Origin of the sequence: Frankia sp. QA3, assembly GCF_000262465.1 — a bacterium.
In the GTDB taxonomy this organism is placed as follows: Bacteria; Actinomycetota; Actinomycetes; order Frankiales; family Frankiaceae; genus Frankia.
The window spans coordinates 7,280,497-7,293,435 of record NZ_CM001489.1; the positions used below are offsets into that span (position 1 = coordinate 7,280,497).

At 73.1% G+C, this 12,939-nt stretch carries 10 protein-coding genes and 1 tRNA gene; 5 read left to right on the forward strand and 6 right to left on the reverse strand.

The genetic code is table 11. From position 1 onward, the window contains the following. The first annotated feature begins 18 nt into the window (after positions 1-18). Positions 19-1,242 carry a crotonyl-CoA carboxylase/reductase gene (ccrA, locus tag FRAQA3DRAFT_RS29765; protein WP_009742764.1) on the forward strand — a complete coding sequence of 408 codons (1,224 nt, stop codon included), beginning with the start codon at positions 19-21 and terminating at the stop codon, positions 1,240-1,242. Between the two features lie 920 nt (positions 1,243-2,162). Here the strand turns inward: ccrA and FRAQA3DRAFT_RS29775 are convergent. Genes FRAQA3DRAFT_RS29775 through FRAQA3DRAFT_RS29790 form a run of 4 tightly spaced genes read right to left on the reverse strand, consistent with a single transcriptional unit; the run spans position 2,163 to position 6,076 of the window. Next, a complete protein-coding gene (locus FRAQA3DRAFT_RS29775; RefSeq protein ID WP_009742765.1) occupies positions 2,163-3,047 on the reverse strand; it encodes an enoyl-CoA hydratase/isomerase family protein in 885 nt (294 codons plus the stop codon). A 28-nt stretch (positions 3,048-3,075) separates the two neighbouring features. Next, on the reverse strand, positions 3,076-3,393 hold the full coding sequence (locus FRAQA3DRAFT_RS29780) for a hypothetical protein (RefSeq protein WP_198286995.1): 318 nt from the start codon (positions 3,391-3,393) through the stop codon (positions 3,076-3,078). Then, positions 3,390-4,574, reverse strand: coding sequence for an NDMA-dependent alcohol dehydrogenase (locus tag FRAQA3DRAFT_RS29785; protein ID WP_009742766.1), 1,185 nt, complete (start codon positions 4,572-4,574; stop codon positions 3,390-3,392). Before FRAQA3DRAFT_RS29785 ends, FRAQA3DRAFT_RS29780 begins: the two co-directional genes overlap by 4 nt. Before the next feature lie 53 nt (positions 4,575-4,627). Continuing rightward, positions 4,628-6,076, reverse strand: a complete 1,449-nt coding sequence (locus FRAQA3DRAFT_RS29790; protein ID WP_009742767.1) for an aldehyde dehydrogenase — start codon at positions 6,074-6,076, stop codon at positions 4,628-4,630. A 306-nt stretch (positions 6,077-6,382) separates the two neighbouring features. Between FRAQA3DRAFT_RS29790 and FRAQA3DRAFT_RS29795 the strand changes: the two genes are divergently transcribed. Both FRAQA3DRAFT_RS29795 and FRAQA3DRAFT_RS29800 read left to right on the forward strand, forming a co-directional pair. After that, positions 6,383-7,933, forward strand: coding sequence for an AMP-binding protein (locus tag FRAQA3DRAFT_RS29795; RefSeq protein ID WP_051054681.1), 1,551 nt, complete (start codon positions 6,383-6,385; stop codon positions 7,931-7,933). Positions 7,934-8,046: 113 nt separating this feature from the next. After that, a complete protein-coding gene (locus tag FRAQA3DRAFT_RS29800; protein WP_009742769.1) occupies positions 8,047-9,189 on the forward strand; it encodes a phosphotransferase family protein in 1,143 nt (380 codons plus the stop codon). 659 nt (positions 9,190-9,848) lie between these two features. Here the strand turns inward: FRAQA3DRAFT_RS29800 and FRAQA3DRAFT_RS29805 are convergent. Next, positions 9,849-9,921: transfer RNA gene (locus FRAQA3DRAFT_RS29805), tRNA-Asn, on the reverse strand. Positions 9,922-10,064: 143 nt separating this feature from the next. Here FRAQA3DRAFT_RS29805 and FRAQA3DRAFT_RS29810 point away from each other — a divergent pair. Next, positions 10,065-10,346, forward strand: coding sequence for a hypothetical protein (locus FRAQA3DRAFT_RS29810; RefSeq protein WP_009742770.1), 282 nt, complete (start codon positions 10,065-10,067; stop codon positions 10,344-10,346). 300 nt (positions 10,347-10,646) lie between these two features. Further along, on the forward strand, positions 10,647-11,075 hold the full coding sequence (locus tag FRAQA3DRAFT_RS29815; protein WP_009742771.1) for a helix-turn-helix domain-containing protein: 429 nt from the start codon (positions 10,647-10,649) through the stop codon (positions 11,073-11,075). A 329-nt stretch (positions 11,076-11,404) separates the two neighbouring features. Here the strand turns inward: FRAQA3DRAFT_RS29815 and gltX are convergent, their stop codons facing one another. Next, entirely contained in the window at positions 11,405-12,817 is a 1,413-nt protein-coding gene (gene gltX, locus FRAQA3DRAFT_RS29820) for a glutamate--tRNA ligase (protein WP_009742772.1), read from the reverse strand. Positions 12,818-12,939: the final 122 nt, after the last annotated feature.

Sequence of the window (12,939 nt, forward strand, 5' to 3'; positions counted from 1 at the left end):
CCCAGGAGGAGAATCCCGATGGCGCAGTTCTCGATGCCCGCTCTGCCTCCGCTCGGCGTGGTGCCGGACACGATGGTCGCGCAGGTCGTGCGCGCGCAGCGCTTCGGCGATCCGGCGGCGGCGTTCGCCGTGGAGGAGGTGCCGGTGCCGCCGCTCGGCGACGACGACGTGCTGGTCGCGGTGATGGCGGCCGGGGTGAACTACAACAACGTCTGGGCCGCCCGGGGCATCCCGGTCGACGTCATCGCCCAGCGGCGGCGCGCCGGTGAACCCTACGACTTCCACATCGGCGGCAGCGACGCGTCGGGCATCGTCCACGCCGTCGGCGCCGACGTGACGACGGTGCGGGTGGGCGACGAGGTGATCGTCCATCCCGGCTACTGGGACCCCGCCGATCCATGGATCATCCGCGGCGGCGACCCGATGATCGCCCCGTCCGCGCGGATCTGGGGTTACGACACGAACTTCGGGTCGTTCGCGCAGTTCGCGCGGGTGCAGTCCCACCAGGTCCTGCCCAAGGCGCCCCGGCTGAGCTGGGCGCAGGCCGCCGCGCCGACCCTCGTCGGGACGACGGCCTACCGGATGCTGTTCGGCTGGCCGGGCAACGAGACGCGCCGGGATGACGTGGTCCTCGTCTGGGGCGGCTCGGGCGGCCTCGGGGGCCAGGCGATCCAGCTCGCCCGCCACGTCGGCGCGATCCCGGTCGCGGTCGTCTCCGACGAGGCACGGGGCAAGTACTGCGTGGACCTCGGTGCCGCGGGCTGGATCGACCGCACCGCCTTCTCCCACTGGGGTGTCCCGCCGCACTGGGAGGACGCCGCCGGGCAGAAGGCATGGACGGCGCAGGCGCGGGCGTTCGGCAAGGCGATCTGGGACGCGCTCGGGGAGAAGCGCAACCCCGCCGTCGTCTTCGAGCACCCCGGCGAGGCGACCGTGCCGACCAGCATCTTCGTCTGCGAGGCCGGCGGGATGGTCGTCATCTGCGCCGGGACGTCGGGCTACTCGGCCACGGTCGACCTGCGCTACCACTGGACCCGGCAGAAGCGCCTGCAGGGCTCGCACGGGACGAACGACGCCCAGGCCGTCGCCTACAACGACCTCGTCCGCGACGGGGCGATCGATCCCTGCCTCGGTCAGGTCGTCGACTTCCCCGACGTCGGTCGGGTGCACGCCGAGATGGCGGCGGGGACGCTGCCGCCCGGCAACACCGTCGTCCGCGTGAACGCCCCAGCCGACGCCTGAGGCCGCGGACCGTCCCGGCGATCCCGGCCGAAGACCGACGGAGTCGACGAGCTGGGAGTGCGCCTGTCCGTGGCCTGATCAGACCCGGTCAACACCCGGGCTGTGTCTGCCTTTTCGCGCGGGCGAGGATGTGGTCATCCTGGTATGTGGTCATGCTGGTAATGCGCCCGGCACGGGCTGCCGACCGGGCCGCGGTCGCGGAAATGATCAGCGTGCGGTGTGACTGGATGGAGGAGCGCGGGTTGCCGAGCTGGCGCCCGAGCATCGACGATCTCGCCGGCCAGTGTGACAACCCGTGTGGCGACGTCTGGCTGCTGGAAAGTGACGGGTCGAGGATCGTCGGCCGGACGACCATCCAGGAGCAGGCGCCACCGTGGTGGACGGACACCGAACGTGCCGAGCCGGCCCGGTACCTGAACACCACGGTGACCGATCCGGCCTGCCGGCAGAGGAAGCCGGGAACGCTGATCGCCTGGTGGGCGGTCGACCGTGCCGCCCGGGCGGGCGTCCGCCAGGTTCGTCGGGACTGTCCGTGGCCGCAGCTCGCGGCCTACTACGCGACGCAGGGTTTCGGCCTGGTGCGTGAGGTGGACCAGGTGAAATACCGATTCCACCTGCTGGCCCGCCAGGCCGAACGGCTCGACCTGGTGGAGTCACTGGCGCCGGATGCTGGACGACTACCCCGCCGTACAGTCTGGGCGCTGCGACGACCGATTCAACACCATGATGAGCGCGCTACGCCGCTACCAGCGCAACCGCAATGCCCAAGAACTATACGAGCGCGGGCGCGTCCTGGCCCGACAGCACAACGGCCGGCTGGTTTAGCGGATCTGCCTTCAGACGGTTCGATCGCCACGCCGCTGCGGGCCTGCCCGACGTCCCTTCGTGAATCCGGCCGACCGGTCGGCGGCGGCGCCGTCTCACTCGGGTCGGCCGGCGTCGTCGGCTCGGGTTCGGGGCAGCCAGGGGGTCGAGAACTGGGCCTCGCGGGCCGCCTTCAGGCCGCGCACGCCCTCCTCGCGCCGGATCTCGGCGAAGGGGCGGCCGTCGGGGGCCCGCGCCCGGCCGCTCATCGCGAGCGTGATGACGTCGTAGCCCGAGGCTGCGACGCGGGCGGCCTCGTCGCCGGCGGCGTCGGCGGCGGCGTCCACGGCCCGCTTGTTCAGGGTGGTGGCCTCCCGGGGCATCCGGGCCAGCCGGGCGGCCAGGTCATGGGCGCGCGGGCCGAGCTCGGCGGCCGGCACGACCGCGGTGACCAGTCCGATCCGCTGGGCCACCTCGGCGTCGATCAGCTCGCCGGTGAGGATCAGGAACTTCGCCCACTGCCGTCCGATCAGCGGCACCAGGCCAGCGGCGCCGGGCAGGCCGAGACGTCCCTCGGGCATGCCGAACCGGGCGTCGTCGCCAGCGACGACCAGGTCGCAGCTCGCCGCGAGAACGACGGCGGCGCCCAGGCAGTAGCCCTGTACGGCCGCGACCACCGGCAGCGGGCAGCGGCGCACCCGGCGGTGGAAGTCGTCGGCGGTCTCGCGGAAGCGCGCCTCGTCGGCCGCGTGCTCGCGGACGGGGTTGCCGGCGAGGTCCCCGCCGGCCGAGAACGCCGAGCCCGCGCCGGTGACGAGCACGGCGCCGACGGACGGGTCCGCCTCGGCGTCGGCGAGGGCGGCGAGGACCTGATCGCGGGTGCCGCCGGGCCGAGCCGAGATGGGATTGCGTGCGTGCGGGCGGTCGAGGCGGATCTCGGCAACCCCGTCCCGCTTGCCGTAGGCGATCTCGTCGAAGTCCGCGCTCTTGTCGAGGTGCATGGCCGTCCCGTCGGGGTCGGGGTCGAGGTCAGGGTCGGGGGGCGGTGGGGGTGAACCGGGCGGGCAGGTGCTTCACGCCGTGCAGGAAGTTCGAACGCAGCAGGTCCGGTTCGGCCGCCGCCTCGATGTCGGGCAGCAGGGTCGGGCAGCAGCGTCGGGCAGCAGCTCGAACAGGGTTCGGAACGCGATCGCCAGCTCGACCCGGGCGAGGTCGGCGCCCAGGCAGTGATGCGGGCCGGGCGCGCCGAACGTCACGTGTGGATTGGGGTCGCGTCCACCAGCTCAGGTCGTCCAGGACGTCGCCGGGCAGCTCCCGGGCCCCGCGTGCCTCGTCGGTGGTCGTCATGCCGGCTGCCCCTGAAGATGTCCGTCCAGACGGGCCTCGCGCGCCGTCCGCGCGTCGAGCGCGTCCGCGGCCGGGTAGCGCAGCACCGTGCGCAGGAACCGGCCGGAGCGCATGTCCTCGTAGCCGTCGTTGACGCCCTCGAGCGGGTAGCTGTGGCTCACCACCGCGTCGAGGTCGACCTGGCCGCTCTGCCACAGCTCCAGCAGCTTCGGGATGTCGGCGCGCGCGTTGCCCGAGCCGTAGATCGTGCCGACGATGTGCTTCTCGGACAGCGTCAGATCCATCATGTTCAGCGACACCGTCCGCTGCGCCGCCGGATGGACGTTGGTCACCACGACCCGGCCACGGCTGGCCGTCATCGCCAGTGCCTGCCCGAGCAGCTCGCCGTCGCCGCGGCTCATCGTGCAGATGAACCGGTCGACCCCGCGGTTCCAGGTCGCCTCCCGGATGACGGCGGCGGCCTGCTCCCACGAGGTGGCGACGTGGGTCGCGCCGAGGGAGAGGATGAGATCCTGCTTCTCGGCCACCGTCTCGACGGCGACGATGACGCGGGCGCCGGCCAGCCGGGCGCCCTGGATCGCCGCCGCGCCGATGCCGCCCACCCCGGCCACCGCGACCGTGTCGCCCGGCCGCACGTCGGCGGCGTACACCGCCGACCCCCAGCCGGTGACGAACCCGCAGCCCAGCAGGCACGCCCGGTCGAGCGGGACGTGCGCCGGGATCCGGATGCAGCTCGACTCGTGGGCCACGGTGTGGTGGGCGAACGTGCCGATCATGCAGGCGATCGCCAGGTCCTGGCCGCGGGCGTGGTGGCGCGCGGTGCCGTCGGCGATCTGGCGGCCGGTGTACATCTTCGCGCCGAGCTCGCAGAGGTTCTGGTGGCCGGTCGCGCACTGCCGGCACCGTCCGCAGGACGGCACGAAGCCGAACACGACGTGGTCGCCGGGAACGAGCGAGCTCACCCGGGCGCCAACCTCGACGACGACGCCGGCGCCCTCGTGCCCGCCGACGCACGGCAGCCGGAAGGGCATGTCGCCGGTGACGATGTGCTCCTCGGAATGGCACAGGCCGGAGGCGTGCAGCTCGACGAGCACCTCGTCCGGGCCGGGTGGATCGAGCTCGATCGGCTCCACCGACCAGGGGGAACTGCGGTCCCACAGCACAGCGGCGAGGGTCTCCACGGCACCTTCTCTCGGTTTCGTGCGGTCTCATGCGGGTGCGGGTCGGAGGAGGCTCAGCCGCCGGCGGGCCGGACGATGGACTGGAGTTCCACGAAGGCGCTGATGCCCTCGGGTCCGCCCTCGCGCCCCAGGCCGGAGGCGCCCCTTCCGCCGAACGGGCTGCCCACGTCCAGCGGCGCCGGCGAGTTCACGGCGACCGAGCCGGTGCGCAGCCGCGCGGCGATGCGCCCCGCCCGCTGCGGGTCGTCGCTCCACACCGACCCGGCCAGGCCGTAGTCGGAGTCGTTGGCGATGGCGACGGCCTCGTCGACCCCGTCGTAGCCGATCACCACCGCCACCGGGCCGAAGATCTCTTCCCGGGCGACCGGGGCGTCGTTGCCGACCCCGGCCAGCAGCGTCGGCTCGACGAACCAGCCCCGGTCCAGGCCGGCCGGGCGGCCCCCACCGGCGGCGACCCGGGCGCCGTCGGCCCGCGCGCGGGCGATGTGCCCCTCGATCCGGGCCCGCGCCGGCGCCGAGATGACCGGGCCGATCTGGGTCTTCGGTTCGGCCGGGTCGCCGACGCGCAGCGCGGCCACCCGTTCGGCCAGGGCGTCGACCACCTCGCGGTAGCGCGAGCGGGGGGCCAGGATGCGGGTCTGGGCCATGCAGACCTGGCCGGAGTTCGCCATCGCGCCGAAGGTGAGTGTGGTGATCGTCTGGCGGGTCAGCGTCAGGTCGTCCAGCAGGATCGCGGCCGACTTCCCGCCCAGTTCCAGGGTGCACCGGCGCAGGTCGCGGCCGCAGACCTCGCCGATGCGCCGGCCCACCGCCGTCGAGCCGGTAAAGGTGATCTTGTCGATGCCGGGGTGGCCGACCAGGTACTCGCTCGCCGCGGCCGCGGCCGGCACGATGTTGACCACCCCGGGCGGCAGGCCCGCCTCGACGATCGCGTCGGCGAACAGGTAGGACCACAGGGTCGCCGCCGGAGCCGGCTTCAGCACGACCGTGCACCCCGCGACCAGGGCCGGCGCGAGCTTGAGCGCGGCGATGAAAAGCGGCGCGTTCCACGGGACGATGGCCCCGACGACGCCGACGGGCAGCCGCCGGACCAGCACCGAGCCGTGCGCCGCCGGGCGCTGGTCCGCCCACGGGTAGTCCCCCGCCAGCGCGGCGAAGGCGTCGAACGCCGCCAGGGCCGTGCCCACCTGGTAGGGATCCGACCAGGCCCGGGGCGAGCCGACCTCCGCCGTGAGCACCGCGGCGAGCTCGTCGGCCCGGGCGCGCAGCGCGTCGGTCAGCCGCACCAGCGCCGCCGCCCGCTGCGCCGGGGTCGCGCTCGCCCACGGGCCGTCGTCCAGCGCGCGCCGGGCGGCGGCCACGGCCCTGTCGACATCGCCGACGCCGGCCGCCGCAACCACGCCGATGGTCTCCTCGGTGGCCGGCGAGACCATTTCCAACGTCTCGTCCGTCTCCGCGCCGACCAGCCGGCCACCGATGAACAGCTCCCGATGCTCGCGCACACCGACTCCTCGGTCGTCCCCGATTCTGCCGCCGAATTCTAGGGGTCGCTCGCGCGGATATTCAATGATTTCTCTTTGCTTTCAATAAGGCGCCCGGCCGCGCACCCGAACCTTTTCCGTGCGAAGGTTCCGAAGTGGCGTCCGGGTCCATTCCGGGTCGGGACGGTGACGCGCGCGACCGCGCCCATTTCCGACACCCATTCTCGACGCCTGTGTACGACGCCCGTGCCCGCCGCCCATGTACGACGCCCGATCCGTAGCCCGCAATCCTGGAGTGATCGAGTGGCTCTCCTGACCGCCGACAGCATGTGGGAGCTGGTCGAGGCCCGCGCCGCGGCCTCGCCGGACGGCCTCGCCATCGTCGACGAGCACCGGCGGCGCCTGACGTTCCGCGAGTTGCGCGACCGGGCCGAGGCCACCGCCGCGGGGTTGCGCGAGCTGGGCGTCCGGCCCGGCTCCGTGGTGTCGTGGCAGCTGCCCAACACGATCGACACGGTCGTGGTCTGCCTCGCGCTGTCCCGGCTCGGCGCCGTCCAGAACCCGCTGATCATGATGCTGCGCGAGCGCGAGATCACCTTCATCTGCCGGCAGACCGGCAGCGAGCTGCTGCTTGTCCCGAGCACCTTCCGCGGCGTCGACCACGCGGCGATGGCGCGGACGGTCGCCGCGGCCGTGCCAGGTCTCGCCGTGCACGTCGTCGACTCCGAACCGCCGAGCGAGATCGGCTCGCTGCCGACGGCCGCGGTCCCCGCCCGCGGGCACGGTGAGGGCCGGCCCGGCGGCCCGCCCGTCCGGTGGATCTTCTACACGTCGGGCACGACCTCGGACCCGAAGGGCGCCCAGCACACCGACCGGGGGTTGCTGGCCGCATCGTCGACGTTCTGCGAGCATCTCGCCGTCGTCCCCGCCGACCGCCTGCCGATCCTGCTCCCGATCTCCCACATCGGCGGGGTCGCGCACCTGCTCACCGGCCTGCAGACCGGCTGCGGGGTCATCGTGAGCCGCGCGTTCGACCCCGAGACCACGCCGGGCGCCCTCGCCGAGGCGGGCATGACGCTCGTCGGGTCGGGCACGCAGATGCTGCAGACCTACCTCGCGCGCCAGCGTCGCCAGCCGGGCGTGCCCTTGTTCCCGCGGGCCCGGGCGGCGCTGTGCGGCGGCGCGGGCCGGCCGGCCTCGCTGCATCACGAGGTCAGGGAGCTCCTCGGCGGGGTCGGGGTCGTCTCCGGGTACGGCCTGACCGAGAGCCCCTTCGTCACCTGGGGTCGCCACGACGACACCGACGAACAGCATGCGAGCACCGAGGGATGCGCGGGGCTCGACGTCGAGATCGTCGTCATGCTCGACGACTCCACGCCCGCGGTCGCCGGGGAGGTCGGCGAGATCCGGGTGCGCGGCCCGCAGCTCATGGTCGGCTACGTCGACGCCACCGCAGACCGGGACGCCTTCGACGCGAAGGGTTTCTTCCGCACCGGCGACCTCGGCACCCTCGACGAGGACGGCTACCTGCGCATCACCGGCCGGATCAAGGACGTCATCATCCGCAAGGGCGAGAACATCTCCGCCCGGGAGCTGGAGGAGCTGCTGATCGGCCACCCGGCGGTGGGCGAGGTGGCCGTCGTCGGACTGCCCGATGTCTCCTCGGGCGAGCGGGTGTGCGCCGCGGTGGTGCCGGCAGACCCGGGCAACCCACCGGATCTGGCCACGCTCTGCGCCCACCTGCGCGCGCTGGGGCTGAACATCCGCAAGCTCCCCGAGCAGCTCGAGATCGTGCCCGAGCTGCCCCGCAACGCCATGGGAAAGGTCGTGAAACGCGACCTGACCGCCCGTTTCGCGCACTGGACGAGTGAGCCCTGAGTGGCCGGTCGGTGGCTGTGGGGATCTGATCGGGTGACTGGGGTCGCCTCAGGGTTCGGCGCGCCCACCGGCCGCCACATCCTTTGCGGCGGCGGCCACGGGGCCGGGCCGTCATGAGCGTCACCGCCACGAGCGACGACGCCCCGCTGGCGGAGACCCTGGCCAGCTGGCTGCGTCGTGCGCTGGAGCGGCCGTCGCTGGCCGTCGTCGGGCTGTCGAGGCCGAAGGCCGGCACGTCCAACGAGACCGTGATCATCGCCGTGCGGTGGGACGACGACGGCGCCCTTCGCGACGAGCGGCTGGTGGTCCGCATCCAGCCGACCGGGCGCCAGTTGTTCCTGCGCCCGGACACGATCGGCGAGGGCCGCGTCCTACGGGCCGTCGGGGTGGCCGCGCCGGTGCCGGTGCCGGTGCCGCGGGTCCTCGCGTTCGAGCCGGATGCCGGGGTGGTCGGGTCGCCGTTCTTCGTGATGAGCCACGTCCCGGGCAGGGTGCTGTCGGACATCCCGAGCTGCCACGCCGCCGGCTGGCTGCTGGAGCAGACGCCAGCGCAGCGCGCCGCGCTGTGGGACAACGGCCTGCGAACCCTCGTTGACATCGCGCGCATCCCCGTCAGCGGCGACCTCGCGTTCCTGTGGGCGCCCGCGCTTGGCCCGACCGGCCTGGAACAGCTCGTCAGCGCGACCCGCCACTGGTTCGACTGGGTCCGCGGCGAACGCGAGCTCGACGTGCTCAGCCGGGCGATGGACCACGTCGAACGGGAGCGACCCGACCACGACGACCGGACGCTGAGTTGGGGCGACGCCCGGGTCGGCAACATGATGTTCGCGCCGGACGGGACGGTCGCCGCCGTCCTGGACTGGGAGACGCCGGCGGTCGGCCCGGCCGAGGTGGACTTCGGCTGGTGGCTGATGATGGACGAGTTCTACAGCCACGGACTGGGCTCGCCGCCGCTGCCCGGCGTGCCGGACGAGGCCACCCAGGTCGCCCGCTGGGAGGAGCTGATCGGCCGGCCCGCGCGGGATCTGACCTACTACAAGCTGCTGGCGGCGCTGCGTTTCGCCATCGTCTGCGCCCGCTCGACCGACATCTCGATCGCCCGCGGCGTGGCCCGGCCGGACACCACCATGCACACCCGCAATCCGGCGGGCCAGCTTCTCTACCGCTGGCTGGGCGAGCCGGTTCCGGACCTCGCGCCCGAGTTCACCGCGATGATGTCCCGCTTCGCCCGCAAACGGGCCGGCCGGACGGACTGAGCGAGCAGAGGGGAGAGACGTCGATGAGCGACGCCATGCGCGCCCAGACGGTGTCGATGCGGGGAGATCACCCGCAGGTTCGCCGCCCACGGCTACCTCGCCCTCTGCCCGACGGACGGTGGCGGTGTTGTCGTCGGCGCTGCGCCCGAGGCCGTACGACGATGCGGTCACGCAGATCGCCTGGACCCCGGATTCGTCGGGATACGCCACAGGCTGCTGCCGGTGTGGGTGGAGGACTGTCCACGGCCAGGGCTGCTCGGGCAGCTGGTCGGGGTGAAGCTGTTCGGCGTGGACGAGCCGACCGCGAGCGCACGGCTACTCGCTGCCGCCGGTCGGCCTGCCCGTCGTGGCCTCGCCCCTGTCCGCCGACGGCCTCGAACAGAGGTCACCGCTGTACTTCCAGATGGGGCCGTCGAACGGCCGGGAGGCCCAACTCGTCGCCGCCTACGCCGAACATGAGCGGAAGACCCGGGTCCGCGTCTACTACCCGAAGGACGCCGCCGACGGCGACGATCTCTACGCCGGACCCTCGTCGCGGCTCTGCGCGCGGAACTCGCCGGGAAGGGTGTTCGAGAACGTCCATCCACCCCCGCCGGTGTCCCCGACACCAGCGGGGGTGGCGATGGCCAGCGGAAGTGCCTGCGGCGCAGCGGGTTCAGCTCCCGCGATAGGACTCGAACCTATAACCTGCCGGTTAACAGCCGGCTGCTCTGCCAATTGAGCTACGCGGGACCGGGTGCTCTGCGCACCTGACGTGGTCAGCCTACCTGAGGTTCAAGCGGTCTTGGACGTGGGGTAGTAATCAACTCGGCGGCACAACGCCGACCGGCTGGCGGCCATCCGCCAGCACGTCCATCGGTCTCCCGGGAGGCAACATGCGCATCAGGCCCAGCGTCGTCATCGCACTCGGCCTCGGGTACGTCCTGGGGTCCCGGGGCGGACGCGAACACTACGACGTGATCATGCGGCAGCTTAGGGAGGTTCGGGAGCGTCCGGAGGTGCAGAGCGCCGCCGGTGTCGTATCCGCGCAGGCCGGGACGGTCTTCCACCGGGTCCGCAGCCTGTTCGCCGGCGAGGTCGAGCCGTCCGGGGCCCGGCCGTTCCGCCCGGTGGCGGCACACAGCTCGAACGGGGTCAGCTCGGTCGGCGCCCACTGAAGGCCGGCCGCGTCGCCGTCCGGTCGCCCCGGGAACAGGCCGGGAAACGGTGTCGCGCCGCACAGCATCGGATGGGTCGCCGTTGGGTGGTCCGGCCGCCGTCGCCGTCCCGCCGCGAGTGCCGGCAGCGGCCGTGGCTGCCCCCGCCGGCCGTGATTCTGCTCACCGCCGGCATCCCGCTCCTACCGGCTGCCACCGGCCAGCTGCGCTGCCCGCGCCGCCGCCCCGGGCCGGCGCGGAAGCCAGGGCGGGGTGGGGGTGCCGGCCGCGGCGGCGCCGAGGCGACGGATCGGAGCGGGCATGTCGATGAAGCAGGCCAGATCGGCAAGGGGACGGGCGGGCCAGGGTCGCCCGGGGGGCCCGGGGGGCCCGGCCCCGGCCGAGGTTCCCGGTGGGGCGCCGCCCGCCCTCACCGCCCTGGTGGACCTGCTTGGCCGGCGGTTCGCCCTCGGCCTCTACTGGCACCTGCGGGGCGGCTCGTTGCCGTTCCGCACCCTGGCGACCCGGTTGGACGCCCCCGAGGCGCAGCTCGTCCAGCGCCTGCGGGAGCTGCGTGAGGCCGGCCTCGTCGAGGTGGACGAGGTCGGCGAGTACCGGCTGACCACCCACGGTCGGCGCCTGCAGGGCGTGATCGAGCCCCTGGCCGCCTGGGCGCGGGAATGGGAGGCGCTCAGCCCCCGCCAGCGCACCCCGCGCGGTGCCGCCACCCGCGGCCACGACGAGCCCTGAGGGGGCGGGTGGTCCTTGTTCGGACATCACGGGATGTAAATCAACCATCGACAGAGAGTGATGTCGAGATCACAGCTTGTCTTTCGCTGATCTTAAGAATCCTTTAGGCCCCGGGAGATGTGCTGGTCACCGTCGAACCTGGTGCTCGCAAGCGCCGGAGGCGACCTGGTGGATCCGAGCTTCACCCGGCGGAGGTAACCCCGACCTCCGGTGGGTCTCCCTAGCCCGGGTCGCGGCCCGTCCCAGCCGCGGCCCGGGCTCATCGGTCTCGGCCCACGGCGGTGGTGACGCTGCCCGAACCGCGGGCCGGATCCGGCCCAGGCGACTTCTCAGCCGGCGGCGAGCCGCTCCCGGGCCGCAGCCAGCCGCCGGCGGGTGGCCTCCCGGCCGAACACCTCCAGCGACTCGAACAGCGGCAGCCCCACGGTGCGCCCGGTGACCGCGACCCGTACCGGCGCCTGCGCCTTCGCCAGCTTCAGGCCGTGGCGCTCGCCGAGCTCGGTCAGCGTCGTCTTCAGCGACTCGGCGTCCCACTCGACCTTGCCGAACAGGTCGTGGACGTCCGCGAGCAGCTCCGCCGCCGGCGGCTTCATCGCCTTCGCCCACGCCGCGTCGTCCACCGGCGCCTCGGGCAGGAACAGGAAGTCGACCATAGGCACGATCTCCGACAGCACCGACACCCGGGACTGCGCGAGCCCGGCGACGGCGGCGAACACGTCGGCGTCGAACGCGTCGGCCGCCCACGGCGCCGCCGGCGGCGCCAGCCACGGCTGCACCGCCGCGATGAACTCCTCGACGCCGAGCGCCCGGATGTACTCGCCGTTGAACGCCCGCAGCTTCTTCTCGTCGAAGAACGCCGGGGACGGCTTCACGTCGGCCAGGTCGAACGTCGACTCGATCGTCTCCCAGGGCACGATCTCGTCCTCGCCGGGCGGCGCCCAGCCGAGCAGCATCAGGTAGTTCTTCATCGCGCCGGGCAGGTAACCCTCGTCCCGGTAGGACTCCAGCGCCACCTTGTCCCGCCGTTTGGACAGCTTCTGCCGCTTCTCGTTGACGATGACCGGCACGTGCGCCCACACCGGCGGCTCCTCGGCGCCGAGCGCGGCCCACAGCAGCTGCTGCTTGGGCGTGTTCGACAGGTGCTCCTCGCCCCGGATGACGTGGGTGATTCCCATCTCCAGGTCGTCGACGACGTTGGCGAGCAGGAACACCGCCGAGCCGTCGGCCCGCGCGATCACGAAGTCCTCGATGGTGTCGTTCGGGAACTCCGGGGTCCCGCGGATCAGGTCACGCACCGTCGTCGCCCCCTCGTCGGGGGTGCGGAAGCGCAGCGCGCGGCCGGGGCCCGGCTCCAGCCCACGGTCGCGGCAGAAGCCGTCGTAGCCGTGCTGCGCGTTGCCCGTGCGCTCCGCCAGCGCCTCGCGGGTGCAGTCGCAGTAGTACGCCAGCCCCGCCTCGCGCAGGCGGACCGCGGCCGCCCGATGCCGGTCCGCGCGCGAGGACTGCAGCACCGGGCCCTCGTACCGGCCGGGGCTGATCCCGAGCCAGTCCAGCGCGCTGATGATGCCGTCCGTCCACTCGGGCCGGTTGCGCGAGGCGTCGGTGTCCTCGATGCGCAGCACGAAGTCGCCGCCCGCGCGCAGCGCCGCCAGCCAGTTGAACAGCGCCGAGCGCGCCCCACCCACATGGAAGATGCCGGTGGGAGACGGCGCGAATCGAACCCGTACCCGCCCAGATCCCATGCGGGGCAGCGTACAGGGATCTCGTGGGGCCGACGGAGCGCCGCGGCGGCGCCGACGTCGTCCGCCTCCACGGGCAGGTCCGCCCGTTCGGGGCACCGCGGCGGGCGGTACCCCGAACAGGT